This window comes from Mycobacterium sp. 852014-52144_SCH5372336, assembly GCF_001665615.1.
Lineage (GTDB): Bacteria > Actinomycetota > Actinomycetes > Mycobacteriales > Mycobacteriaceae > Mycobacterium > Mycobacterium neumannii_A.
Window position 1 is genome coordinate 57,558 of record NZ_LZSW01000042.1, and the last position, 25,405, is coordinate 82,962.

Genomic DNA, 25,405 nt, shown 5'->3' on the forward strand with positions numbered 1-25,405 from the left:
CGGTTATGACCGAAGTCTAGACCCGCGGTGCGGTCGGCGACACCCCCAACACCTACACTTCCAACCAGTTGATTGACACCCGGACGAGGTTCCGGCCTGCATATAGTGAGTCGCCATGCCCTCTGCGGACGCCGCCACCCCGAACGGGAGGACCCGTCGCGACGAGTTGTTGGCCGTCGCGACCAAGCTCTTCGCCGCCCGCGGCTACCACGGCACCCGGATGGACGACGTCGCCGACGCGGTCGGCCTGAACAAGGCGACCGTCTACCACTACTACGCCAGCAAGTCGCTGATCCTCTACGACATCTACAAGGGTGCCGCCGACTTCACCGTCGACGCGCTGCACGACGACCCGTCGGCGTCCGCGCGCGAAACGATCTACCACTTCACCCGCCGGTTGCTCGTCGGCATCGCCAGCGACATCGAACGCGCCGCCGTCTACTTCCAGGAGGGCCCCTATATCGGCGAGTGGTTCACCGAAGACCAGGTGGCCTACATCCGGGAGAAGGAGACGCAGGTCTACGAACACGTCCGCGACGTCATCGACCGTGGCATCGCCAGCGGCGAGTTCTACGACTGCGATTCGCACGTCCTCGCGCTCGGCTACATCGGCATGACACTGGGCGCCTACCGCTGGCTGCGGCCGCACGGCAGGCGCACCGCACAGGAGATCGCGGTCGAGTTCAGCACGGCGCTGCTGCGCGGTCTGATCCGTGACGAGACCGTGCGCACCGAGTCGCCGCTGGGCATCGCGGTCGACGCGTTGCCCGGGGAACCCGACACCGCGACCGCACCGTGAAGTCACTGCTGCTGTCGCGCCGCGACCTCGACTTCCTGCTATATGAGTGGTTGAAGGTCGAGGAGTTGACCGAGCGCGAGCGGTTCGGCGAACACTCACGCGAGACCTTCGACGCGGTGCTGTTGCTCTGCGAGCAATTGGCGACGCGGTACTTCGCGCCGCACAACAAGAAGAGCGATGCCAACGAGCCGACCTTCGACGGCGAGAAGGTGACCGTCATCCCCGAGGTCAAGGAGGCCTGGGATGCGTTCGCCGAGGCCGACCTCATCGCGATGTCGATGGAACACCGTCTCGGCGGCGCGCAGCTGCCCGCGACCGTGGCGCAGGCCGCCTTCGCCTGGTTTTCGGCGGCCAACCTGAGCACGACGGGCTATCTGATGCTGACGATGGCCAACGCCAACCTGCTGGCCCGCTTCGGCACCGACGAGCAGGTCGAGGAGTTCGTCAAACCGATGCTGGCCGGGCGGTTCTCGGGCACCATGGCGTTGTCGGAGACCCAGGCGGGTTCGTCGCTGGCCGACATCGTCACCCGCGCCGAACCGGCCGACGACGGCACCTACCGGCTGTTCGGATCGAAGATGTGGATCTCGGGCGCCGAACACGAACTCACCGACAACATCGTCAACCTGGTGCTCGCCAAGATCCCCGGCGGCCCACCGGGAACCAAGGGCATCTCGCTGTTCATCGTGCCCAAGTACCTGACCGACGGCGACGGCGCGATCGGCGAGCGCAACGACGTCGTGCTGGCCGGGCTGAACCACAAGATGGGTCAACGTGGCATCACGAACACGGTGCTCAACCTCGGCGAGGGCGCGTACACACCCGGCGGGAAATCCGGCGCGGTCGGATACCTCGTCGGTGAGCCGCACCGCGGGATCGCCTACATGTTCACGATGATGAACGAGGCGCGGCTCGGCGTCGGGATGGGTGCGGTGGCGCTCGGTTACACCGGCTATCTCAAGTCGGTTCAGTACGCCCGCGAGCGCCCACAGGGGCGACCGGTCAGCGACAAGGACCCGTCGACGCCCCAGGTACCGATCATCGAGCACGCCGATGTCAAGCGGATGCTGTTGGCCCAGAAGGCCTATGCCGAAGGCGGATTGGCGTTGCTGCTGTACTGCGCCAAGCTCGTCGACCTCCAGCACAGCGCGGCCTCCGATGAGGAGCGCGACAGCACCACGTTGCTGCTCGAGATGCTGACACCGGTCGGCAAGAGTTGGCCATCGCAATGGTGTCTGGAGGCCAACAGCCTGGCGATCCAGGTACACGGTGGCTACGGCTACACCCGCGAATACGACGTCGAGCAGCACTACCGCGACAACCGGCTCAACCCGATCCACGAAGGGACACACGGCATCCAGAGCCTGGACCTGTTGGGCCGCAAGGTCCCTGCGCGCGGGGGTGCCGGGCTGGCGGCGCTGGGTGCGGCCATCGGAGCGACGGTGACCGAGGCCGGCCCGCTCGGCGGTCGGATCGCCGAACACGCAGGTCTGTTGGATGCCGCATGGCAGCGCCTCACCGCCGTCACCGCCGAGATGTTCGGCTGCGGCGACGTCGAGGCCGCGATGGCGAACAGCGTGATCTACCTCGAGGCGTTCGGCCACATCGTCGTCGCTTGGATGTGGCTGCAGCAGGAGATCGCGGCGCAGGATCACAGCGGAGACTTCTATGACGGCAAGCGTCAAGCCGCCCGCTACTTCTTTCGGTACGAACTACCCAAGACCGCACCGCAACTCGACCTTCTCGCCAGCCTGGACCGCACCACGCTGGACATGCGCGAGAGCTGGTTCTGACCTCTACCCGAAGCGGATGACCTGACGCACGGCCCGGCCGTCGGCCAGTTCGTCCATGCCGGAGTTGATGTCGTCGAGCGTGATCGTCGACGACACCAGCGACTCGACCGGCAACCGTCCCGCACGCCACAGTTCGACGAAGTGGGGGATCTCGCGGGAAGGGACCGCCGAACCGAGGTAGCTGCCGATCAGCGATCGGCCCTCAGCGACAAAACCCAAGGGCGACAAGGATACCCGCGCATCGGGTGGAGGCAGGCCGACAGTCACCGTGCGACCCCCCGCGGCGGTGAGCTCCACCGCGGTTTCCAGGGCGCTCGGATGACCGACCGCCTCGATCACGACGGCGGCTTTGAACCCCTTGTCCTGAGCGTCTTCCGGGGTGTACGCCTCGTGCACCCCGAGGCCGCGGGCCCGCTCGAGTTTGTCGGGCAGCTGGTCGATGCCCACCACGCGGACGTCGTCGACAGCCAGTGCGGTGAGCACCGCGGCCATCCCGACACCGCCGAGGCCGACAACGGCCACGGTGTCGCCCGGGCGTGGCCGGCCGGCGTTGATCACCGCGCCGCCCCCGGTCAGCACCGCGCAGCCCAGCAGCGACGCCACCGCCGCGGGCACGTCGTCGGGCACCGGCACGACCGAACGGCGGTCGACGACTGCGTGGGTTGCGAAACCGGAGACGCCGAGATGGTGGTGGACCGGCTCGCCGTCGCGGGACAGCCGGCGCTCGCCGGTCATCAGCGTGCCCGCCCCGTTGGCCGCCGAACCCGGCTCGCAGGGCGTGAGACCGTCCGTCGCGCACGCCGGACACTCACCGCACCGAGGCAGGAACGTCATCACCACGCGGGCGCCGACCTCCAGGTCGGACCCGCCGGCGCCGATCTTTTCGACGATCCCGGCCGCCTCATGCCCGAGAAGCATGGGCACGGGCCGTACACGGTTGCCGTCTACCACCGACAGGTCGGAGTGACACAGACCCGCGGCCTCCACCCGCACCAGCAACTCCCCGGGGCCGGGCGCGGCGAGGTCGAGTTCACCGACCGTCAAGGGTTTCGACTCCGCATACGGCCTCGGCAGGCCGATCTGTTCGAGCACGGCGCCGCGAATTCTCATCTCTACAGCTTGCCGTCACCTCTGCTGAGCCGACAATCCGACGAGCCGGTTGGAACTACGCTTCTGGGGTGCTGGAAAGGTCCGAGATCCGGTTTCTGCGTGTGGACGGACGCCGCATCGCCTACGAGGTGCGCGGCAGCGGCCCGCCGCTGATCGCTCCGGCGTGGTGGGTCAGCCATCTCGAACTCGACTGGCAGGCAGCCGGTTTTCGTCGCTTCTGGGAGGGAATCGCCGACGGATACACCTTGATCCGCTACGACCGGCTCGGAGTCGGCATGTCCGACCGCACTCTGCACGATTCCGATCTGAGCCTCGAGCACGAGGTCGCGACGCTGAGCGCGCTCGTCGACGAGCTGGGGCTCGAACGCGTTGCGCTCATCGGCGGCTCATCGGGCAGTTGCACTGCAGTAGCGTTCGCCGCGACATTCCCCGAGCGTGTCGAGCGGTTGGTGTTGTACGGGTCGTATCCCGACGGAACGGCACTCACGCCGCCGGGGGTCGGTGAGGCGATACTGGCTGCGATACAGGCACATTGGGGTCTGGGTTCACGTCTTCTCGGCGACATCTTCCTCGGCAGGGCCGACGCCGATGAGCATGAGCGATTCGGCCGGTTGCAGCGTGAGGCAGCGACGGCCGAAGTCGCCGCCGCGGTGTTGGCTCTTGTCTACCGCCTTGATGTTCGAGACCATCTTGCGCGCGTCCGCGCGCCAACACTGGTGGTACATCGTCGAGACGACCGCGCCGTGCCGTACCGACTCGGGCGCGAGGTCGCGGCCGCGATTCCTGGCGCCACATTCATCCCGCTGAAAGGAAGCGCGCACTTCCCGTGGCACGAGGACGCCGTATCCGTCGTGCGCGCATGCCGCGAGGCGCTCGGACCCGCGGAGCCGTCACCGCACCAGGCGAGCGGCCAGGAACTGGCCCTGTCCTCCCGCGAGCGCGAAATTCTGGCCTGCGTCGCGCGCGGTCTCAGCGACCGCGCTATCGCCGAAGACCTGGTCCTCAGCCCGCACACTGTGCACCGCCACGTCGCGAACATCCGCCGCAAGCTGGGTCGCACCTCACGAACTGCCGCCGTCGCGGAAGCCGCGCGGCTGGGACTCCTGTGAACTAGCCGAAACGGGCCATCTGCAGAAGATGGCCGCATCGGGCGATGCGTGCGTCACCTGCTCACTCCTACGTTTGCGGCATGACTGAAGTCGCCGATATCAAGTCGAGCAGCGAACCTTGCGGAAAGCCGCAATCGGCTGCGTGGCTGCGGATCTTCGCTCTCGCGTACGACCCCTTGCTGTGGCTGGGTGAGATCGCAGGCATGCGTCGCAGGCGCGCCGCGCTGCTGGCCGATGCCTACGGTCGCGTCGTCGAGATCGGTGCCGGGACGGGGCTGAATGTCGCGCACTATCCGGAGGCGGTCACCGAGCTGGTACTGACCGAGCCCGAGCCCGGAATGCGAAGGAAACTGTCACGTCGTGTGCGCCAATGTGATTCGGCCACAAGTATTGTCGACGCCCCAGCAGAGCGGCTCCCATTCGACGACGCGTCGGTGGATACGGTCGTTTCGACGCTCGCTCTGTGCACGGTCGACGAGCCTGAACGGGCGCTGCGCGAGATTGCACGTGTACTCCGGCCCGCCGGACAGCTGTTGTTCATCGAGCATGTGCGCGCGAGCTCACGACTTCTGGCGGCGTGCCAGGACAAACTCGTCGAACCGTGGCGCCACTTCGCCGGTGGCTGCCGTTGTAACCGCGACACCGTCGGGCGCCTGCGCGCCAGCGGCTTCACGGTCTCGGCCCGAAACGTCGTCTGGCGCTGCATGCCGGCGATCGTCCACCCGCTCGCCATGGGACGTGCGACGCGCACCGTCACTACTTCTGGCGAGCATCAATCGATTCGAAGGGAAAGCACATGAAAATCCGTTCAATTGGAATGTCGATGGCGGCGATCGCTTTATGCGGCGCGGTTGCCGGCCTCGGCGCCGGCGTCGCCGACGCGAAGCCCATGGAACGCGAACACCAGAGGTATTGCGCGAAGATCGTCAAGGACTACGAGACGACCGGGCGAATCTACCGGGATTACCACAAGAGGTACGGCCCCAATGACGCGCTGACCATCCAGGCCGCCAGCAACCACTCCCGCGCAGCCGACGCTTGGGTGAGCGCAGACTGTTAGTGAGCGGCGGCGGGCTCCGCCCGTCAGCCTTGCGTGACTGCGAGACTGCTGCGATGACCGGTAGCGAGCAGACACACTCCAGCGCGGACTTCCCCGTGCACTGGCCGGTGACCACCAGGTGGGCCGACAACGACATGTTCGGGCACCTCAACAACGCGGTGTACTACGCGCTGTTCGACTCGGCGATCAACGGCTGGATCAACACCAGCCTCGGGATCGACCCGCTGACCGTGCCCTGGTTGGGTGTGGTGGCCGAGTCGGGGTGCCGGTACCTGGCCGAGCTTCGGTTCCCGGATCCGCTGACGGTCGGCCTGGCGGTCACCCGGCTGGGCACCAGCAGCGTCACCTACCGGTTAGGGCTCTGGCAGCACGACGGCCCGACCGCGGCGGTCGGGCACTGGGTGCACGTCTATGTGGACCGGGACGGTCGGCGGCCGGTGCCGATCCCGGCGTCGATCCGCGAGCTGCTGGAAACGGCGCGCGTGGAGTAGTCGATATGCTCGTCGGATGCCGCTCGTGAGTAAAACCGTCGAGGTGGCGGCCTCCGCCGAGGCGATCATGGGGATCGTCGCCGACTTCGAGGCCTACCCCCAGTGGAACGAAGAGATCAAAGGGTGCTGGGTGCTGGCCCGGTACGACGACGGCCGGCCCAGCCAGTTACGTCTCGACGTCGTCGTGCAGGGGCAGGCGGGCACATTCATCACAGCGGTCTACTACCCGGGCGAGAACCAGATCTTCACGGTGCTGCAGCAGGGCGATCACTTCGACAAGCAGGAGCAGAAGTTCTCGGTGGTTCCGATGGGCCCCACCTCGCTGCTGACCGTCGACCTCGACGTCGAGACCAAGCTGCCCATCCCGAAGCAGATGGTGAAGAAGGCGATCGGGGACACGCTGGACTATCTGGCCGACAACCTCAAGGCCCGCGCCGAACAGCTGGCCTCCAAGTAGCGCCGCTTCGTCAATCGGGCAGCGCATCCAGCCACTTCTCGAAGTCGCGGCCCGCGAGCATGTCGGCTTCGGCCCGCAGGTCGAGCACCCGCTTGCGAATCCGGTCTGCGGTCGAGCGCGGGGTGTCACCCGGGCCGTAAAGTCCGCGCCGCAGCCGTCGCACCCGGCCGTGTGCCATCTCCCAGCGCAAGGCGTCGGAGACCCACTTGGGGGCCGGTCCGGGGAGTGCGAAGTTGTAGTAGTCGAGTGCGTCGATCAAGTCGGGAATCGTCGTGGGGCCGTGCTGGGACAGATGGAACGTCAGCACGTACCGCAGTTCGACGCCGTAGATGTGCCGCTTGCTGGCCATAGCCACGACTGTGCCGCGAGCCACCGACAGTTCCGGCCCGCAGCGGCGCATCATCCCCAGGCGGTCCCCAGGCGGCTCGCCATCGTCGGGCATATCGACTGCCGACCATTCGCGAAGGTGCCCACCTCGCAGCGAAAAACTCGCTGCCAGCGAATTTTTCGCTGATAGGCGGGCACTCGTCTAAATGGTGGGCAGCGGGTGGTTCCTGTGGACGGATGATCTGCGCAAGGCGCCGATTTGGGTGGGGCCGGTCTGCAACGACCGGTCTCTGGCAGCCGGTCTGCGAAGGCGAGTCTCGTCTTGGAGCCTCAGCTCCACAACCCCGTCTCGTCGAGGCGCGCGATCAGCCGCTGGGCCCCGTCGGTGAACTCGCCGGCCGTCAGCGCGACCACGGTGTCGACGTCACGTCGGCGCAGCGCCGCGATGAGCTCGCGGTGCGTCGCCACCGCCGAAACCCCCCACTGCGGGTCGCCCGCGTAGATCTGCCCGGGCAGATAGCGCGCGACGTGCAGAAGGAACCAGGCCAGCTTGATCCGGCCGCTCGAGCGGTTGAACGCGCGGTGGAACACGAACTCCGCGGCAGCGATCTCCTCGACTTCGTGGCGTGAGACGGCGAGCTCCAAGTCGTCGTTGAGCCGGTCCAACTCGTCGATCTCGTCGGTGGTGATGCGTTGGGTGGCCGTGGCCGCGAGCTCCCGCGCGATCGTCGCCTGCAGCCAGAAGATGTCCTCGACGTCGGCGCGTGACAGCGGCACCACCACGTGGCCGCGGTGCGGTTCGAGCTGCACCATGCCCTCACCGCGCAGCGTGCGCAGCGCCTCGCGCACCGGGGTGATGCTCACCCCGAGCGCCGCGGCGGTCTCGTCGAGCCTGATGAAGGTGCCCGGCCGCAGCACGCCGGTCATGATGTCGGCGCGCAGACGCGCCGCGACCTCGTCGGACAGTTGTTCACGCCGCACTCCCCGCGGCGGCCTGGGAAGCCGTGCGGTGGGTGCGTTCACGGTGTTCTCCGGTGCGTTCTGGCGATCAACGACGAGGAAATGACGAGGGCTTGTACCCGAGCGGCCGAGGCCATAGTGTGACCGGGGCAACACCATGTTTGATCAAATGTCAAACGCGCGCAACCCCGAGATTCGATGGAGCAGCAGCAGGTGAGTTCCCTTCCCCCGCCGGAACCCGACCCCACTACACAGCCGTACCTCGCTCGCAGGCAGAACTGGACGAACCAGCTGGCCCGCCATGCGCTGATGCAGCCCGACGCCACCGCCTTGCGCCACCTCGGCAAGACCACGACCTGGCGTGAGCTCGACATGCGGGTGAACGCGCTGGCCGGCGCGTTGAGCCGCCGCGGGGTGAGCTTCGGCGACCGGGTGCTGATCCTGATGCTCAACCGCACCGAGTATGTCGAGGCGTTCCTCGCGGTCAACAAGCTCGGTGCGGTCGCGGTACCGGTCAACTTCCGCATGACCCCGCCCGAGATCGCGTACCTAGTCAGTGACTGCCAAGCCACGGTCGTCATCACCGAGGCGGTCCTGGCCACCGTCGCCACCGCGGTCCGCGACATCGACTCGACGCTGACCACCGTCATCGTGGCCGGCGGCGCCACCGAGAACGACGTGCTCGGCTACGACGACCTGATCGCCGAGTCCGGTGAGCCGGCGACGGTCGTCGACATCCCCAACGACTCCCCTGCGCTGATCATGTACACCTCCGGCACTACGGGCCGGCCCAAAGGCGCGGTGCTCACCCACACCAACATCGCCGGCCAGGCGCTGACGTTCCTGTTCACCAACGGCGCCGACATCAACAACGACGTCGGGTTCATCGGCGTGCCCATGTTCCACATCGCCGGCATCGGCAACATGATCCCCGGCCTGCTGCTGGGCCGGCCGACCGTCATCTATCCGTTGGGCGCCTTCAATCCGGACGAGCTGCTCGACGTCCTCGAAGCCGAGCAGGTGACCGGGATCTTCCTCGTGCCCGCACAGTGGCAGGCGGTGTGCGCCGCGCAGAAGGCACGGCCCCGTCAGCTGCGGCTGCGGGTGTTGTCCTGGGGCGCCGCGCCCGCGTCGGACACCCTGCTGCGCCAGATGGCCGAGACCTTCCCCGGCACCCAGATCCTGGCCGCCTTCGGCCAGACGGAGATGTCGCCGGTGACCTGCATGCTGTTGGGCGAGGACGCGATCCGCAAACTCGGATCGGTCGGCAAGGTGATCCCCACCGTCGCGGCGCGGGTGGTCGACGAGGACATGAACGACGTCCCGATCGGGCAGGTCGGCGAGATCGTCTACCGCGCACCGACTCTCATGGCCGGTTACTGGAACAACCCCCAGGCCACCGCGGAAGCGTTTGCCGGCGGCTGGTTCCACTCCGGTGATCTCGTCCGCCAGGACGAGGAGGGCTACGTCTGGGTGGTCGACCGCAAGAAGGACATGATCATCTCCGGCGGAGAGAACATCTACTGCGCCGAGGTCGAGAACGCACTCGCCGCCCACCCGGCCATCGCGGAGGTCGCCGTCATCGGACGTCCCGACGATAAATGGGGCGAGGTTCCCGTCGCTGTCGTCGCCCTCGGCGCGCCCGATCAGACCGATCTTGACCTGCGCGAGCTCGACGCGTTCCTCGACGAACGGCTCGCCCGGTACAAGCATCCGAAGGCCGTCGAGGTCGTTGATGCGTTGCCGCGCAACCCCGCCGGCAAAGTCCTGAAAACCGAACTGCGTGCACGGTTTGGAGCCGACAAGCCGGTTGACGCCGCTGAAAGTAGCTCCGAGGGAGCGGTTTCTGCTGCGCCACAGCCGAATTAGAGAACGGAATCGGGTTTGCTAACGGTTACGGGCACAATCCGCCCGATGCCCTGCACGGCAGGAATCGCATCGGGTACATTCCTGTGGTCTGTCTTACTACCGACTGGTAGCGAGACGGGGATAACAACAATCAGGTCGGGGCAAGGAGGGGTCGTGCGACAGGGGCTGCCGGGGCACCACGACAGTCGCCGTTGCGCCGCGGGAGCACACTGGTGACGGCGTCGACCGGGGTCGTCGGTTACGTACGTGACCAGGTCCGACCGGGTCTGGAAGCGGTCGGCGGATTCGTGCGCATGTGCGTGCTCGTCGGCAAAGCCCTGTTCAAGCCGCCGTTCCAATGGCGCGAGTTCATCCTGCAGAGCTGGTTTCTGATGCGCGTCGCGTTCCTGCCGACGCTCGCGGTCTCCATCCCGCTGACCGTGCTCCTGATCTTCACGCTGAACATCCTGCTGGCCGAGTTCGGCGCCGCCGACGTGTCCGGCGCCGGCGCGGCCATCGGCGCGGTTACCCAGCTCGGTCCCCTGGTGACAGTGCTCGTCGTCGCCGGGGCGGGCTCGACCGCCATCTGCGCCGACCTCGGGGCTCGAACCATCCGCGAGGAGATCGACGCGCTCGAGGTCCTCGGCATCGACCCGATCCACCGCCTGGTGGTGCCCCGCGTCGTCGCCTCCACCTTCGTCGCCCTGCTGCTCAACGGCGCGGTGATCACCGTCGGCCTGGTCGGTGGCTTCATCTTCGGCGTGTACCTTCAGAACGTCTCGGCCGGTGCCTACGTCTCGACTCTGACGCTGATCACCGGGCTGCCCGAGGTCCTCATCTCGATCATCAAGGCCATGACGTTCGGCCTGATCGCCGGTCTGGTCGGCTGTTATCGCGGTCTGACCGTCGCCGGCGGCGCGAAGGGCGTCGGCACCGCGGTGAACGAGACCCTGGTGCTCTGCGTCATTGCGCTGTTCGCGGTGAACGTGGTCCTGACCACGATCGGCGTCCGGTTCGGAACAGGGAGCAGTTGAGGTGTCTACGACAACGGTCCTGCGTTCTCGGTTTCCGCGGGGGTTCAGCCGTGCCCAAAGCGTCGCGAGTGCACCCGCGCGGTTCCTCGACAGCGTCGGGCACGTCGCGTGGTTCGTCATCACCTCTGTCGGGTCGATCGGCCACGCACTGCGCTACTACCGCAGGGAGACGCTGCGTCTGATCGCCGAGATCGGCATGGGCACGGGCGCGATGGCCGTGATCGGCGGGACGGTCGCGATCGTCGGCTTCGTGACCTTGTCCGGTTCGTCGCTGGTCGCGATCCAGGGCTTCGCCTCGCTCGGCAACATCGGTGTCGAGGCCTTCACCGGCTTCTTCGCCGCGTTGATCAACGTGCGTATCGCGGCACCGGTCGTCGCGGGTCAGGCGCTGGCCGCCACGGTCGGCGCCGGTGCCACCGCGGAGCTGGGCGCCATGCGCATCAGCGAGGAGATTGACGCTCTCGAGGTGATGGGAATCAAGTCCATCTCTTATCTTGTCTCGACCCGAATCATGGCCGGGTTCATCGTCATCATCCCGCTGTACGCGATGGCGATCATCATGAGCTTCTTGTCAGCGCAGGTCACTACTACGTTGTTCTACGGCCAGTCGACCGGCACCTACGACCACTACTTCCGCACGTTCCTGCGTCCGGATGACGTGTTCTGGTCGTTCATCCAGGCGGTCATCATCTCGATCATCGTGATGCTAAACCACTGCTACTACGGCTACTTCGCCAGCGGCGGTCCGGTCGGTGTGGGTGAGGCCGTCGGTCGCTCGATGCGTGCTTCGCTGGTGGCCATCGTTTGTGTGGTCCTGTTCGCCTCGTTGGCGCTTTACGGCGTCGACCCCAACTTCAACCTGACGGTATAGCGCCATGACCGCACCCCTGAACAATCCGCGCACACCGCCCTACAAGCTGGCCGGGATCGTCCTGACCATCTTCGCGATCGGCGCGTTGATCTTCGTGTATTTCCAGTTCCGCGGGGAGGTTCCGTGGCTGCCGCGCGAGAAACTCACGCTGTTGTCGGGGCGTGCCGGCCTGTCGATGGACCCCGGCGCGAAGGTGACCTACAACGGCGTGGAGATCGGCAGAGTCGGCGCTGTCGACGTGGTCGACGTCGGTGGTGAGCCGAGAGCGAAGATTCTCCTCGAAGTCGACCCCAGGTACCTCGAGCTGATTCCGAAGAACGTCGATGCCAGCATCGACGCCACGACGGTGTTCGGCAACAAATATGTCAACTTCTCGAGCCCGAAAAACCCCACCGAGCAACGCATCACGTCGTCGGACGTGATCGATGTGACGTCAGTCACCACCGAGTTCAACACGTTGTTCGAAACCGTCGTCTCTGTCTCGGAGCAGGTCGACCCGATCAAGCTGAACCAGACGCTGGCCGCGACAGCCGAGGCCCTCGACGGGCTGGGCGACCGGTTCGGGCAGTCGATCATCAACGGCAACGAGATCCTCACCGACGTGAACGCCCGGATGCCCGAGCTCCGCCGCGACACCCGGCTGCTCGCCGACCTCGGCGAGGTCTATGCCGACGCGGCACCCGACCTATTCGACGGGTTGGAGAACGCGGTGACCACAGCCCAGACGCTCAACGAGCAGCAAGCCAACATCGACCAGGCGCTGATGGCGTCGATCGGTTTCGGCAACACTGGGGCCGATATCTTCGAGCGCAGCGGGCCGTATCTGATCCGCGGCGCCGAGGATCTCGTCATCACATCGGAGTTGCTCGACGAGTACAGTCCCGCGCTGTTCTGCACAATTCGAAACTTCCACGACGTCGAACCCAGGTTCGCAGCCTCACTGGGCGGGAACGGGTACTCCCTGAGAACGCTGTCCACAATCGCGGGCGCCGGTAACCCATATGTTTATCCGGACAACCTCCCGCGGGTGAACGCCCGGGGCGGCCCGGAGGGCCGGCCGGGCTGCTGGCAACCCATCACGCCCGAGCTGTTCCCTGCGCCGCTCCTCGTCGCGGATACCGGTGCGTCGAACGCGCCGTACAACCATTTCGAACTGGGCCAGCCGCTGCTGATCGAATACGTCTGGGGACGTCAGGTGGGGGAGTACACGATCAACCCATGAAAATCACCGGTACTGCCATCAAGCTCGGGGCCTTCTCTCTGGTGCTGCTGCTCTTCACGGCGATGATCGTCGTGGTGTTCGGTCAGATGCGCTTCGACCGCACCACCGGGTACACGGCGATATTCTCCAACGCGAGTGGCCTGCGTGCCGGGCAGTTCGTCCGTGCCTCGGGCGTCGAGGTTGGCAAGGTTTCCGGGGTCGAGCTGATCGACGGGGGATCGAAAGCGAAGGTGGACTTCGCCGTCGACCGCTCGCTGCCGCTTTTCGAGGGGACGACCGCGTCGGTGCGGTATCTCAACCTGATCGGCGACCGCTACCTGGAGCTCAAGCGGGGAGACAGCGACAGGCGGATGCCCGGCGGTGCCACCATACCGATCGAGCGCACCGAACCCGCGCTCGATCTCGACGCGTTGATCGGCGGATTCCGGCCGGTGTTCCGAGCCCTCGATCCCGAAAAGGTCAACAGCATCGCCCAGTCGATCATCACCGTCTTCCAGGGGCAGGGCGGCACGCTCAACGACATCCTCGACCAGACCGCGTCGCTGACATCCGCGTTGGCCGACCGGGACCAAGCTATCGGAGAGGTGATCCGCAATCTCAACACCGTGCTTGACACGACCGTGCGCCATCAACGGCAGTTCGACGAGACCGTGCAGAACTTCGAAACATTGATCACCGGGCTGAAGAACCGCGCCGATCCGATTGCCACTTCGGTGGCCGGAATCAGCGACGCGGCCGGGACGGTCGCCGATTTGCTCGCCGACAATCGCCCGCTGTTGCAGAGCACGATCAGCTATCTGGAGGCGGTTCAGCAGCCCCTGGTAGAGCAGCGTGACGAACTCAACAACATCCTCGTCAGACTGCCAACCGCATTCAAGATCATCGGACGCAGTGGCGGTATCTACGGCGACTTCTTCAACTTCTACTCTTGCGACATCTCGTTGAGAATCAACGGGTTGCAGCCCGGCGGGCCGGTCCGCACGGTCAAGCTGTTCAGCCAGCCATCGGGTAGGTGCACGCCACAATGAGGACGCTCGAAGGGTCGGATCGGGTCCGGAACGGACTGATGGGGATCATCATCGTGATTTTGGTGATCGGCGTGGGACAGAGCTTTGCCAGCGTACCGATGTTGTTCGCGCAACCCACCTACTATGCGCAGTTCTCCGACACCGGTGGTATCGGCGAGGGCGATAAGGTGCGCATCGCCGGTGTCGACGTGGGCCTCGTCAAAAGCATGCGGATCGACGGCGATAAGGTTGTCATCGGTTATTCGCTGGGCGGCACCCAAATCGGGAAGGACAGCCGGGCCGCCATTCGCACTGACACGATTCTGGGCCGTCGCAACATCGAGATCGAACCGCGCGGCACCGAACCTCTGCGCGCAAACCAGGTGCTGCCGCTCGGGCAGACCACCACGCCGTACCAGATCTATGACGCATTCTTCGACGTGACGAAGGCGGCCTCGGATTGGGACACTCAGACCGTCAAACGCTCGCTCAATGTGTTGTCGGAAACGATTGATCAGACCTCACCCCATCTGAGCGCCGCGCTCGACGGGGTTGCCCGCTTCTCTGACACCATCGGTAAGCGCGACGAGGACATCAAGCAACTGCTGGCCAACGCCAATAAGATCGCCGGCATCCTTGGCAGCCGCAGCGAGCAGATCAAGAACCTATTGGTAAACGCGCAAACGCTGCTCGGCGCCATCAACGAGCGCAACTACGCGGTCAGCATGCTGTTGGAGCGGGTCGGTTCGTTCTCCGAACAGGTCAAGGGTCTGATCGACGACAACCCCAACCTGAACCGCGTCCTCGAACAGCTACGGGTAGTCAGCGACGTGCTGCGCGAGCGCCAGTTCGACTTACAGGAAACGCTGATCACGGTGGCGAGTTTCGCGGCGTCGTTAGGCGAAGCGTTGGCCTCCGGTCCCTACTTCAAGGTCATGCTGGTGAACCTGCTACCGGGCCAGATCCTACAACCGTTCATTGACGCCGCCTTCAAGAAGCGCGGTATCGATCCAGAGAAGTTCTGGCGCGACGCTGGCCTGCCCGCCTGGCGTTTCCCGGACCCGAACGCCCAGGGTTTCGAAAACGGCGCGCCGCCGCCGAGCCCCGCAGTGATCGAGGGCACCCCGGAGAACCCCGGACCCGGTGTGCTGAAGGGTTCGCCGTGCTCGTACACGCCACCGGCCGACGGGCTGCCGCGGCCCGGCGACCCGCTGCCGTGCGCCGACCTTTCGGTGGGACCGTTCGGCGGTCCCGCATATGGGCCGCCCAATGTGGCCACCTCCGACCCGAACATGCACGGCCCGCAACCGTCGCCGGGCGTGCCCGCCGCCGCGATCCCCGGTCAGATTCCGCCGAGTGTGCCTGGGGCGCACGGCCAGCTTCCGCCCGCACCGCCGGGGGCCCGCACCGTGCCCGTCGGGCAGGACCCTTCGCAGCCCCCATTGCCCGCGGACTTCACGCCCGGCATCGCCCCGCTGCCACCCGCGCTGCCAGCGCCCGCGGTCCCGGGACCTGGTCAGCAACTGGCGCCCGCCGGACAACCGCCCTTACCGGGAAACCCGCCGTTCCTCCCGCCGGGTTCGCAGCAGGGTTAGGGGATAGCAGATGTCGACAATTTTCAACGTCCGAAACATGAAGTTGCCCGCGCTGTCCCGGGCGACGATCGTCATCGGTGCGCTGATCGTGGTTCTCGCGTTGGTGGCCGCCTTCGTCGGGTACAGCCTGTACAAGAAGCTGACGACGAACACGGTGGTGGCCTACTTCAGCGACACTCTGGCGCTGTATCCGGGCGATAAGGTGACGATAATGGGCGTGCGGGTCGGCGAGATCGAAACGATCGAACCGGCCGGCGACCGGATGAAGGTCACCTTCAATTACGCGAACTCCTACAAGGTGCCGGCCAACGCCACTGCGTCCATCCTCAACCCGAGCCTGGTGGCGTCGCGCAACATCCAGTTAGCGCCGGCCTACACGGGCGGCCCGGTGATGGAAGATGGTGCCGTCATCCCGATCGACCGCACCCAGGTACCTGTCGAGTACGACGAGCTGCGGGACTCCATCAATCGGATCTTGACGGACCTGGGCCCAACTCCCGAACAGCCTCGAGGCCCGTTCGGCGACATCATCGATTCGGCCGCCGATGGATTCGCGGGCAAGGGTGAGCAGCTCAACAGGACGCTCAACAACCTGTCAGAGGCGCTCTTCGCGCTCAACGAGGGGCGCGACGACTTCTTCAGCGTGGTCAAGAGCCTGGCACTGTTCGTCAACGCCCTGTATCGCAGCGATCAGCAATTCGTGGCGCTCAACGACGACCTAGCTACATTCACCAACGCATTCACCAACACCGACCGCGAGTTGGCCAACGCCCTTCAGGATCTGAACGAGCTGCTGACGACGACCCGTCAGTTCTTCGACCAGAACGCGGAGGTGTTGACCCACGACGTGAACAATCTCGCCGAGGTGACAACTGCGATTCTTCAGCAGGAGCCGCGCGACGGACTGGAAACCGCGTTGCACGTGTTCCCCAACCTCGGCGCGAACTTGGTCAACATCGTCTCACCGGTCACCGGCGGCATTAACAGTTATGCCGTGATCAACAACTTCGCTAATCCGCTGCAGTTCATCTGTAGTGCCGTTCAGGCCGGTAGCCGGCTCGGATACCAGGAGTCGGCAGAGATGTGCGCGCAGTACCTGGCGCCGATCCTGGACGCGATCAAATTCAACTACCTGCCGTTCGGTGTCAACCAGTTCAGCTCCGCGATGACGCTGCCGAAGCAGGTTGCGTACTCCGAGCCACGGCTAAAGCCGCCGGCCGGTTACAAGGACACGACGGTGCCGGGCATCTGGTCGCGGGACACGCTGTTCTCTCACGGCAACCATGAGCCGGGCTGGGTCGCCGCACCGGGCATGCAGGGCATCGACGTGCAGCCGTTCACGGCGAGCATGATGACCCCGGAATGCCTAGCGGAATTGTTGGGCGGACCCGACTGCCCGATCCCCGCCGCGCCGCCTGCGTTCGGGACGACGCGCGACGGCAACCTGCCCGGTCCGCCGAACGCGTTCGACCAGAACAACCCGCTGCCGCCGCCGTGGTACCCGCAGCCCGGACCACCACCGCCGCCGGCGCCGGGCGTTATTCCAGGCGACCCGGGTGGAGCGGCGATGGCCGGCCCGGTACCGGCTCCCGCCGCCGGCGCCCCCGCACCCGCGGGCCCCCCGCTTCCAGCAGAGGCAGGTCGATGATGATCGCGCTCAAATGGAGAAGGCTCGCGCAACGCGCTCTCGCGCTCGGGGCGGTCGCTCTGGTGCTGAGTTCCTGCGGTTCCTGGAAGGGCATTGCCAACGTGCCGCTGCCCGGGGGCCCGGGTACCGGTTCGAATGCGACGACGATTTACGTGCAGATGCCGGACACTCTGGCACTCAATGTCAACAGCCGCGTGCGAGTGGCCGACGTCTACGTCGGTCGAGTACGTGCCATCGAACTCAAGAACTGGGTCGCGACCTTGACCCTCGATGTCGAGCCCACAGTGGAGTTGCCGAAGAATGCGCTGGCACGAATCGGGCAGACGAGCCTTCTCGGCTCGCAGCATGTAGAGCTCGAATTACCGCCGGATCCATCACCCCAACCGCTGCGTGACGGTGACACGATCCCACTGCAGAACGCGTCGGCTTTTCCGACCACCGAGCGGGTGCTGGCGAGCATCGCCTCCATCCTGCAGGGCGGCGGGGTGCAGAACCTCGAGGTCATCCAAACCGAGATCTACAATGTGCTCAACGGCCGAGCCGATCAGATCCGCGATTTCCTCAGCAAGCTGGATACGTTCACCGACGAGCTGAATCAGCAGCGTCAGGACATCACCCGCGCGATCGAGTCGACAGACCGACTGCTGTCGATCGTTGCCCAGCGCAACAACACGCTGGACCGGGTGCTCACCGAGTTCCCGCCACTGATCAAACATTTCGCGGATACCCGCGATCTGTTCGCCGACGCGGTCGAGGCGATCGGCCGGATCAGCGTCGCGGCCGACAACGCGGTGGCGCCGGCCAGCGAAGATCTGAATACCAACCTCGTCAACCTTCAGCGGCCGCTCAAGCAACTGGGCCGTGCTGCGCCGTATGTCATCGGTGCGCTCAAGCTCCTGCTCACTGCACCCTTCTCGATCGAGAACGTCCCGAAGGCAATTCGCGGTGATTACGTCAACGCGTCACTCACGGTCGACTTGACACTCTCAGCGCTCGATAACGCTGTCCTGTCGGGCACCGGCATATCGGGCATGCTGCGTGCACTTGAACAGTCCTGGGGTCGCGATCCGGCGACGATGATCCCAGATGTGAGGTTCGTGCCGAATCCGCACAATGCGCCGAACGGCCCGCTGGTCGAAAGGGGTGAGTAAGCGGTGCTGACCCGGTTCATCAAATTCCAGCTGACGCTGTTCTCCATCCTGACGATTGTCGCCATCGTGGTACTGGGTTGGTATTACCTGCGGGTTCCAAGCATTATGGGTATCTCGCAGTACGAGTTGAAAGCCGAACTCCCGCGCTCGGGCGGGCTCTACGCGACCGCCAACGTCACGTACCGCGGAACCCAGATCGGCAAGGTGACGTCGGTCGAGCCCACCCAGACCGGTGCGATAGCCGTGATGAGCATCGACAACCGATTCAAGATCCCGGCTGATGCGACCGCCAACGTCCACTCCGTGTCAGCAATTGGAGAGCAATACCTGGACCTGGTGTCAACCGGCAACCCGGGTCAGTACCTGTCGCCTGGTTCGACCATCACCGACAGCACCGTGCCCAGTGAAGTGGGACCGGCACTCGATGCGGCCAACCGGGGCCTGGCGGTATTACCGAAAGAGAAGATCGACACGCTGCTGACCGAGACCTCGCAGGCCGTCGGGGGTTTAGGCCCGGCGCTCCAGCGGTTGGTCGACTCGACGACCAATATCGCGCAGGGGTTCCAGCAGAATTTGCCGCAGGTCAACGACATCATCGAGAACGCAGCACCGATCCTGGACAGCCAGGTCCAGTCGGGCGACAACATCGAGCAGTGGTCGCGTAACCTCAACATCCTGGCAGCGCAGTCTGCCGAGCAGGATGCTGCGCTGCGCAGCGGACTGCAGCAGGCCGCCCCGACGCTGGATCAGGCGAATGCGGTATTCGGTGGTGTTCAGGAGGCGTTGCCTCAGACGTTGGCGAACCTCACGATCGTGATCGACATGCTTAAGCGCTATCACAAGGGCGTCGAACAGTCGTTGGTTCTCTTACCTCAGGGCACTGCGGTGGCGCAGGCCGGCACGATATTCGAGGGTTACGGCCTCCTGCCCTTGACTCTCGGAGGGATTAACCACACGCCGCCGTGCTTCACGGGTTTCCTGCCGGCGTCCGAGTGGCGCTCGCCCGCCGACACCAGCATGGCGCCGTTGCCGCGCGGCACATACTGCAAGATTCCTCAGGAGTACCAGGGTAACGTGGTTCGCGGTGCGCGTAACTATCCGTGCGCTGACATCCCTGGCAAGCGTGCAGCGACGCCGATGGAATGCCGCAACAACGAACCGTATGTTCCGTTGGGCACGAACCCGTGGTACGGCGACCCCAACCAGATCCTGTCCTGCCCGGCTCCGGGCGCCCGCTGCGACCAAGGTGTCAACCCCGGCCGTGGTGTCATCCAGGCGCCGTCGGTCAACAGTGGCATGAACCCCGCACCGGCTAGTGACCTGCCGCCGCCGAATTCGTCGGCGCCGGTCAGCGACCCGCTGAGCCCTCCCGGACAGGGCAACGTTGTCTGCAGTGGACAGCAGCCCAACCCCTGCGTCTACACTCCCGCTCCAGGGCCACCCGGCTCCACAGCGGTGTACAGCCCGACCAGCGGCCAGGTGGTCGGACCCGACGGCGTGAGGTACAACGTCAGCAACTCGAATAGCACAGGAGACGACGGATGGAAGGAGATGCTGGCACCCGCCAGCTGAACCCCACCGATGCTGATGAGACGCCCGACGAGTCGTTAGCAGTATCCCCAGACAGCGAAGCTACCGAGAACCCGGACAGCCCCGAGGACGGGACCCCGGCCAAGCCCCGCCGCCCGTCGCGGATCGGCCGCGGTCTGGCCGTCGGCATCTCCGCGGCGCTGCTGGTGCTGGCCACCGCCGGCGGCGTCGCGGGATTCCTGTTGCTCAAGAACGACCAGAAGGTGGTGGCCGGTGACCGTGCGGAGGCCGCCGCACTGCAGGCGGCCAAGGATTGTGTGGCGGCGACGCATGCCCCGGACACCGCCGCCATGACCGCGGCTCAGTCCAAGATCATCGAGTGCTCGACCGGCGACTTCGCCGTCCAATCCTCGCTTTACGCCGGCGTGCTGGTCGATGCGTACCAGGCCGCGAACGTACAGGTGCAGGTGTCGGATATGCGAGCCGCGGTGGAGAAACACAACGGCGACGGGACATTCGACGTCCTCGTCGCGGTCCGGGTGAAGGTCACCAATTCCGATGTCGCCGATCAGGAGCAGGGCTATCGGCTTCGCGTGAAGATGGCGCCCGACGACGAAGGCACCTACAAGATCGCCAAACTGGACCAGGTCACCTCGTGACGTCGTTGACCGCTGTGCATGAAGCACCCGTAGATCCGGTGGCCGCTGGCGAGGCCGTCGACGAAACGGTGGCCGCGTGGTCGGCCAGGGCCGGCGCATTCGCCGTCGACATCCTGACCGGGCTCGCGGTGCTGGTGACGCTGGCGGTGGTGTCGTTGACCGCACCGCAGCGTAGCTCGTTGTGGTGGGGCTACCTGATCGCGATGGGCGTGGTGGTGCTGGCGATGGCGGTGAACCGCCTGGTGCTGCCGGCGGTGGTGGGATTCTCGCTGGGGCGGGCGCTGTTCGGGCTCGCGGTCCGCAAACGGGACGGTTCGCCGGTGGGAGTGTGGCGGCTGCTGCTGCGCGAGGTCGCTCACCTCCTGGACACCGCCGCCCTGTGCGTCGGATGGTTGTGGCCGTTGTGGGATAGGCGCCGCCGGACCTTCGCCGACCTGTTGGTGCGCACCGAGGTGCGTCCGGTCCAACCGCCGGAGCGCAACATCCGGAAGTTGACCGCGATCGTGCTGACCGTCGCGACGCTGGCTTGTGCAGCCGCGGTCGGGGTGAGCTATTGGGTGGTGTACCGGCACGAACGCGCGGTGGACGAGACCAAGCAGCAGATCGCCGAACAGGGTCCTCGGATCGTGGAACAGATGCTCAGCTTCAAGCGCGACACCATGGCAGAGGATTTCGCGCGTGCACAGTCGCTGACCACCGACGGCTACCGCGAGCAGTTGATCGCCCAGCAGAAGGCCGGCCAGGACGCCGGTGTCAGCTCGAACGAATACTGGGCGGTGAGCAGCGCCGTGCTGAAGGCGACGCCGGACGCGGCCGAGATGCTGCTGGCCATGCAGGGGCAGCGCGGCGACAATCCCCAGGAGTTGAAGTTCATCACGGCGACCGTCCAGGTCGAGTTCGAGAAGTCCCGTGACGGGCAGTGGCGCGTCGCCAAGCTCACCGTGTTGAAGCGGCCGCAGATGAACGCGCAGGGCCAATGAGTCCGCGGCGCAGGGTCGACGCCGACGAGCGCGACTTCTTCGAGGTGGAGCCCAAGCCGCCCCGCCGCTGGGGGCTGCCGATCATCTCGGCCGTCGCCTCGCTTCTCATGGCAGCCGCAATCACGGCGGGTTCGCTGATGTTGGTCAGCCACGAGAACGACCGCCGCACGGTGGCCGACGACCACGCCGCGCTGGTGTACGTCAGTGAGTTCATGACCGAATACACGACGTTGGATCCCTTCAACGCCAACGCCTATGTGGAACGGATCCTCACGAATGGCACGGGCGATTTCGCGAAGATGTTCAAGGAGAAGCAGAACGAGATCCTGATCCAGGTCGCGCAGGCGGAGCCGACCAGCGGCACCGTGCTGGCCGCAGGCGTGCAGCGGTGGAACGACAACGGCAGCGCCGACATCCTGGTCGCGACCAAGGTTTCCCAGAAGGCGCCAGACGGCAAGTCGACGGTCGAGAGTGGAAGTCGTTGGGTGGCAACGACTATCAAGGAAGGACAGCAGTGGAAGATCAGCCAGCTGATTCAGGTGATCTGACCACCGACTCCTCAGCGGAATCCACCCCGGCACCGCGTCGGCGTCGGTGGTTCTTCGGGCGTCGCAAGACGGAAGGCCCTGCCGCCGCGGCGGATACGGAAGCAACAGAGGAAGCGCAAGAAGCGGAGCCGTCGGCGCCGCGGCCGGTCGGCAAGGCGAAACGCCGCGGCCGGGCGCGTGTCGACGACGGGGGCACCGAGATCGCGACCGAGGAGGCGAAACCGCAAGTCACCGAGCCGGAATCGCCGGCGGCCGATGACGTCGCCGAGGAACCGGGCGCCCCAGACGAATCCGAGGTCACGCCGCAGGATGTGCGGTTCGCTCCGCACCGGCCCGCGGGCAAGCGGCTCATCGCCGCGATCGTCGCTGCCGCGGCCCTGTTCGTCGGTGCTGCCGCGTTCGCCGCGTCGACCCTGCAGCCCTACTTGTCGGAGCGAGCCGAGATCAACACCAAACTCGACGTCGCTCGCACCGCGGCCAGCGCGATCTCCACGCTGTGGACCTACACGCCGGACAATATGGAGACGTTGCCGGAGCGGTCGGCGGCGTTCCTCGGTGGCGACTTCGCCTACGAGTACCGCAAGTACATTGACGCGATCGTCGCGACGAACAAACAGGCGCAGGTCACCAACACCACGCAGGTGATGGGCGCGGCGGTGGAGACGCTGACCCCCGACGAGGCCACCGCGATCGTCTACACCAACTCGGTGGCGACCAGCCCGATGAGCAAGAACATCCCTTCGCTGCGCTACCTGTCCTACCGGTTGACGATGGAACGCCGCGATGCGAAGTGGCTGATCACGAATATGTCGACCATCACGTCGCTGGACCTGACACCGCAGCTGTAGTCGGGACGTTGACGCGTGGTTGTCGAATCCCCTGTCTCTCAACGATTGACGATCACCTGTCTGCTGCTGTTGACCTTCGCGACCGGCCTGGTGGATGCGGTCAGCGTGCTCAAACTCGGCCACGTGTTCGTGGCGAACATGACCGGCAACGTGATCTTCCTGGGTTTCTGGCTGGTGCCGCACTCGGGGGTGGACGTGACCGCCGCGCTGGTCGCGTTCGTCGGCTTCGTCGCTGGCGCGGTGGCCAGTGGCCGGTTCACCCGCCACCTGGGCACCGATGTCCGCCGCTGGCTGTCGATCACGATGACCTTCGAGGTCGTCCTGCTCGCGACCCTTTCGGTGCTCGCCGGGACCGGAGTGCTCGACTATCAGGACAACACGAAACTGCTTCTCATCGCCGGTCTCGCCGTGGCGTTCGGCGTTCAGAATTCCAGCGCCCAGCAGTTCGGCATCCAGGAGTTGTCGACGACGGTCTTGACGACGACCATCGTGCGGATCGGCTTCGACAGCCGGTTGGCCGGTGGCACCGGTGAACGGGAGAAGTTGCGCTACAGCGTGGTTCTGACGATGTGCGGTGGGGCGGTCGTGGGGGCGACGATGACCCGCTTCACCGTCGCGCCGATCATCGGGCTCGCCGCGGCACTGGTGGCGCTCAGCGGGATCTTGTTCTGGGTCGGGGACCGGCGCGGCCGCTAGTCTTGCCGCATGCCTTCGGTACTTGTCACCGGCGCGTCACGGGGAATCGGCAGGGCCCTCGCCGAGCACCTGGCTGCCCGCGGATGGCAGGTGATCGCCGGTGTCCGCACCGAGCGCGATGCCGAGGCGGTCACCGCGCTGGATCCGCACCGGATCTCGGCGGTGCTCCTCGATGTCACCGACGCCGGCCAGATCGCCGCCTTGGCCGACGTCTTGCCTGCGCGACTGGACGCTGTGGTCAACAACGCCGGGGTGGTCGTCAGCGGGCCCATGGAGACGGTGACGTCCGATGAATGGCGAAAGCAGTTGGAGATCAACGTGATCGGCCAGCTCGCGGTCACCCGGGCGGTACTGCCGCGGATGCGGGAATCGCGCGGCCGGATCGTGTTCATCTCCAGCGTCAACGGCAGGCTGTCGATGCCGTTGCTCGGAGCGTATGCCGCGAGCAAGTTCGCGCTCGAGGCCGCGGCCGACGCCCTGCGGATGGAGTTGCAGCCGTGGCGGATACCCGTCGTCGTCGTCGAACCGGCGCAGACCGACACCGACATGTGGCGTACCGCCGACACCATGGTGCTCGAAGCCGAGGCCGCCCTTTCCCCGGAGCACCGCGCGCTGTACGCCAAACACATCGCGGGGATGAAGAAGATGGTGCCGGTTGCCCAACGGATGGCCGTTCCTACCGAGAAGGTCTCCGCCGTGGTCGAGGAGGCGCTCACCGCGCGCCGCCCGCGACCTCGTTATGTGGTGGGGCTGGGGCCCAAGCTGCAGGTTGCCGTGGTTCCGAGGTTGCCGACCCGGGTGCGCGACGCAGTGTTGCGCCGGGTGTCCGGCCAGCCCTGACCGATGAGGGAGTTCGTCAAGCGCAACGCCTCCGCGCCCGCAGGCTTCTTCGCGTGTGAAGCCGCTGGGCTGCAATGGCTTTCAGCCGCCCACGACGGTGTCCCGTGTGCGACCGTGCTCGATTACGACGACACCAGCCTCACCCTGGAAGAGCTGCAGACCGTAGCCCCGACCCAATCCGCGGCGCGGGAGTTCGGATGCCGACTCGCGCGCACGCACGACGCAGGCGCCGCGGAGTTCGGCGCGGCGCCGGACGGATGGGAGGGACCAGGGTTCTTCGGGCCGATGCATGCACCGCTACCCATGTCGTTGACGGGACATGAGCGATGGGGCGCCTTCTATGCACGCGAGAGGTTGGCGCCGATGGCCCGCGCCGCGGGCGATCGACTGGACGCGGAGTGCCGCGCGGTCATCGACACGGTGATGGCCAAGTGCGAAGACGGCGCCTTCGACGACGACGATCCACCGGCCCGCCTGCACGGCGACCTGTGGAGCGGCAACGTGATGTGGACACCGGACGGCGTGGTGCTGATCGACCCCGCCGCCCACGGCGGTCACCGTGAGACCGATCTGGCGATGCTCGCGCTGTTCGGCTGTCCCCACTTCGACGAGGTGATCGGCGGCTACCAATCCGTGCGGGAGTTGCGGGCGGGATGGCGCGGCCGAGTCGGATTGCATCAGCTTTATCCGCTGTTAGCCCACGTCGTCCTATTCGGAGGCGGTTACGCACGGCAAACGTCGGCGGCGGCACGCAGCGCCCTTGCCGGGTGATTCAGTAAATGCGCTGGCTGGGCTATCAATTTCGATAAGTTAGCTTACTGT

At 65.8% G+C, this 25,405-nt stretch carries 26 protein-coding genes; 23 read left to right on the forward strand and 3 right to left on the reverse strand.

The window, feature by feature from the left end; translation table 11 throughout:
* Window positions 1–115 precede the first annotated feature (115 nt).
* Window positions 116–799, forward strand: a complete 684-nt coding sequence (locus tag A5759_RS08990) for a TetR/AcrR family transcriptional regulator (RefSeq protein WP_068196435.1) — start codon at window positions 116–118, stop codon at window positions 797–799.
* Window positions 796–2,592 carry an acyl-CoA dehydrogenase gene (locus A5759_RS08995; protein ID WP_068196438.1) on the forward strand — a complete coding sequence of 599 codons (1,797 nt, stop codon included), beginning with the start codon at window positions 796–798 and terminating at the stop codon, window positions 2,590–2,592. Before A5759_RS08990 ends, A5759_RS08995 begins: the two co-directional genes overlap by 4 nt.
* 3 nt (window positions 2,593–2,595) lie before the next feature.
* Here A5759_RS08995 and A5759_RS09000 read toward each other — a convergent pair whose 3' ends face one another.
* Complete coding sequence (locus A5759_RS09000) at window positions 2,596–3,702, reverse strand: alcohol dehydrogenase catalytic domain-containing protein (protein ID WP_068196441.1); 1,107 nt, start codon at window positions 3,700–3,702, stop codon at window positions 2,596–2,598.
* A 68-nt stretch (window positions 3,703–3,770) separates the two neighbouring features.
* Here A5759_RS09000 and A5759_RS09005 point away from each other — a divergent pair, with 68 nt between their 5' ends.
* The 5 genes from A5759_RS09005 to A5759_RS09025 all read left to right on the forward strand — a co-directional run bounded on the left by A5759_RS09005 (window position 3,771) and on the right by A5759_RS09025 (window position 6,819).
* Window positions 3,771–4,811 carry an alpha/beta fold hydrolase gene (locus tag A5759_RS09005; RefSeq protein WP_068196444.1) on the forward strand — a complete coding sequence of 347 codons (1,041 nt, stop codon included), beginning with the start codon at window positions 3,771–3,773 and terminating at the stop codon, window positions 4,809–4,811.
* Between the two features lie 80 nt (window positions 4,812–4,891).
* Window positions 4,892–5,611 (forward strand): class I SAM-dependent methyltransferase, encoded by a 720-nt coding sequence (locus tag A5759_RS09010; protein WP_082962056.1) that lies wholly within the window; start codon window positions 4,892–4,894, stop codon window positions 5,609–5,611.
* The gene (locus A5759_RS09015) at window positions 5,608–5,871 is read left to right on the forward strand and encodes a hypothetical protein (protein WP_068196447.1); all 264 of its coding nucleotides are present in this window, start codon (window positions 5,608–5,610) and stop codon (window positions 5,869–5,871) included. The genes A5759_RS09010 and A5759_RS09015 overlap by 4 nt, the downstream gene beginning before the upstream one ends.
* A 53-nt stretch (window positions 5,872–5,924) precedes the next feature.
* On the forward strand, window positions 5,925–6,362 hold the full coding sequence (locus A5759_RS09020; protein WP_068196448.1) for a thioesterase family protein: 438 nt from the start codon (window positions 5,925–5,927) through the stop codon (window positions 6,360–6,362).
* A 16-nt stretch (window positions 6,363–6,378) separates the two neighbouring features.
* Window positions 6,379–6,819 carry an SRPBCC family protein gene (locus A5759_RS09025; protein ID WP_066841977.1) on the forward strand — a complete coding sequence of 147 codons (441 nt, stop codon included), beginning with the start codon at window positions 6,379–6,381 and terminating at the stop codon, window positions 6,817–6,819.
* Window positions 6,820–6,829: 10 nt separating this feature from the next.
* Here the strand turns inward: A5759_RS09025 and A5759_RS09030 are convergent, their stop codons facing one another.
* Window positions 6,830–7,168, reverse strand: a complete 339-nt coding sequence (locus tag A5759_RS09030; protein WP_068196649.1) for a hypothetical protein — start codon at window positions 7,166–7,168, stop codon at window positions 6,830–6,832.
* 308 nt (window positions 7,169–7,476) lie between these two features.
* Window positions 7,477–8,169, reverse strand: a complete 693-nt coding sequence (locus tag A5759_RS09035) for a GntR family transcriptional regulator (protein ID WP_068196450.1) — start codon at window positions 8,167–8,169, stop codon at window positions 7,477–7,479.
* A 135-nt stretch (window positions 8,170–8,304) separates the two neighbouring features.
* Between A5759_RS09035 and fadD5 the strand changes: the two genes are divergently transcribed.
* The 16 genes from fadD5 to A5759_RS09115 all read left to right on the forward strand — a co-directional run bounded on the left by fadD5 (window position 8,305) and on the right by A5759_RS09115 (window position 25,354).
* A complete protein-coding gene (gene fadD5 / locus A5759_RS09040; protein ID WP_068196452.1) occupies window positions 8,305–9,975 on the forward strand; it encodes a fatty-acid--CoA ligase FadD5 in 1,671 nt (556 codons plus the stop codon).
* Window positions 9,976–10,187: 212 nt separating this feature from the next.
* Entirely contained in the window at window positions 10,188–10,988 is an 801-nt protein-coding gene (locus tag A5759_RS09045; protein ID WP_064418133.1) for an ABC transporter permease, read from the forward strand.
* Between the two features lies 1 nt (window position 10,989).
* Window positions 10,990–11,859, forward strand: coding sequence for an ABC transporter permease (locus tag A5759_RS09050; RefSeq protein ID WP_066841968.1), 870 nt, complete (start codon window positions 10,990–10,992; stop codon window positions 11,857–11,859).
* Window positions 11,860–11,863: 4 nt separating this feature from the next.
* Window positions 11,864–13,081, forward strand: coding sequence for an MCE family protein (locus A5759_RS09055; protein WP_064418135.1), 1,218 nt, complete (start codon window positions 11,864–11,866; stop codon window positions 13,079–13,081).
* On the forward strand, window positions 13,078–14,109 hold the full coding sequence (locus tag A5759_RS09060; protein ID WP_064418136.1) for a virulence factor Mce family protein: 1,032 nt from the start codon (window positions 13,078–13,080) through the stop codon (window positions 14,107–14,109). Before A5759_RS09055 ends, A5759_RS09060 begins: the two co-directional genes overlap by 4 nt.
* Window positions 14,106–15,683 (forward strand): MCE family protein, encoded by a 1,578-nt coding sequence (locus A5759_RS09065; protein ID WP_064418137.1) that lies wholly within the window; start codon window positions 14,106–14,108, stop codon window positions 15,681–15,683. Before A5759_RS09060 ends, A5759_RS09065 begins: the two co-directional genes overlap by 4 nt.
* 10 nt (window positions 15,684–15,693) lie before the next feature.
* Window positions 15,694–17,331 carry a virulence factor Mce family protein gene (locus A5759_RS09070; protein ID WP_068196456.1) on the forward strand — a complete coding sequence of 546 codons (1,638 nt, stop codon included), beginning with the start codon at window positions 15,694–15,696 and terminating at the stop codon, window positions 17,329–17,331.
* Window positions 17,331–18,482, forward strand: a complete 1,152-nt coding sequence (locus tag A5759_RS09075; protein WP_369816181.1) for a virulence factor Mce family protein — start codon at window positions 17,331–17,333, stop codon at window positions 18,480–18,482. Before A5759_RS09070 ends, A5759_RS09075 begins: the two co-directional genes overlap by 1 nt.
* A 3-nt stretch (window positions 18,483–18,485) precedes the next feature.
* Complete coding sequence (locus A5759_RS09080) at window positions 18,486–20,054, forward strand: MCE family protein (RefSeq protein ID WP_064418140.1); 1,569 nt, start codon at window positions 18,486–18,488, stop codon at window positions 20,052–20,054.
* Complete coding sequence (locus A5759_RS09085) at window positions 20,024–20,671, forward strand: hypothetical protein (RefSeq protein ID WP_064418141.1); 648 nt, start codon at window positions 20,024–20,026, stop codon at window positions 20,669–20,671. The genes A5759_RS09080 and A5759_RS09085 overlap by 31 nt, the downstream gene beginning before the upstream one ends.
* A gap of 5 nt (window positions 20,672–20,676) precedes the next feature.
* Complete coding sequence (locus tag A5759_RS09090; protein WP_066842049.1) at window positions 20,677–21,651, forward strand: RDD family protein; 975 nt, start codon at window positions 20,677–20,679, stop codon at window positions 21,649–21,651.
* Entirely contained in the window at window positions 21,648–22,199 is a 552-nt protein-coding gene (locus A5759_RS09095) for a mammalian cell entry protein (RefSeq protein ID WP_066841964.1), read from the forward strand. The genes A5759_RS09090 and A5759_RS09095 overlap by 4 nt, the downstream gene beginning before the upstream one ends.
* Window positions 22,166–23,047 (forward strand): mammalian cell entry protein, encoded by an 882-nt coding sequence (locus A5759_RS09100; protein WP_068196531.1) that lies wholly within the window; start codon window positions 22,166–22,168, stop codon window positions 23,045–23,047. The genes A5759_RS09095 and A5759_RS09100 overlap by 34 nt, the downstream gene beginning before the upstream one ends.
* A gap of 15 nt (window positions 23,048–23,062) precedes the next feature.
* Window positions 23,063–23,743, forward strand: a complete 681-nt coding sequence (locus tag A5759_RS09105; RefSeq protein WP_068196534.1) for a YoaK family protein — start codon at window positions 23,063–23,065, stop codon at window positions 23,741–23,743.
* 9 nt (window positions 23,744–23,752) lie between these two features.
* The gene (locus tag A5759_RS09110; RefSeq protein WP_068196536.1) at window positions 23,753–24,583 is read left to right on the forward strand and encodes an SDR family NAD(P)-dependent oxidoreductase; all 831 of its coding nucleotides are present in this window, start codon (window positions 23,753–23,755) and stop codon (window positions 24,581–24,583) included.
* Window positions 24,584–24,586: 3 nt separating this feature from the next.
* Window positions 24,587–25,354, forward strand: a complete 768-nt coding sequence (locus tag A5759_RS09115; RefSeq protein WP_068196538.1) for a fructosamine kinase family protein — start codon at window positions 24,587–24,589, stop codon at window positions 25,352–25,354.
* Window positions 25,355–25,405 lie beyond the last annotated feature (51 nt).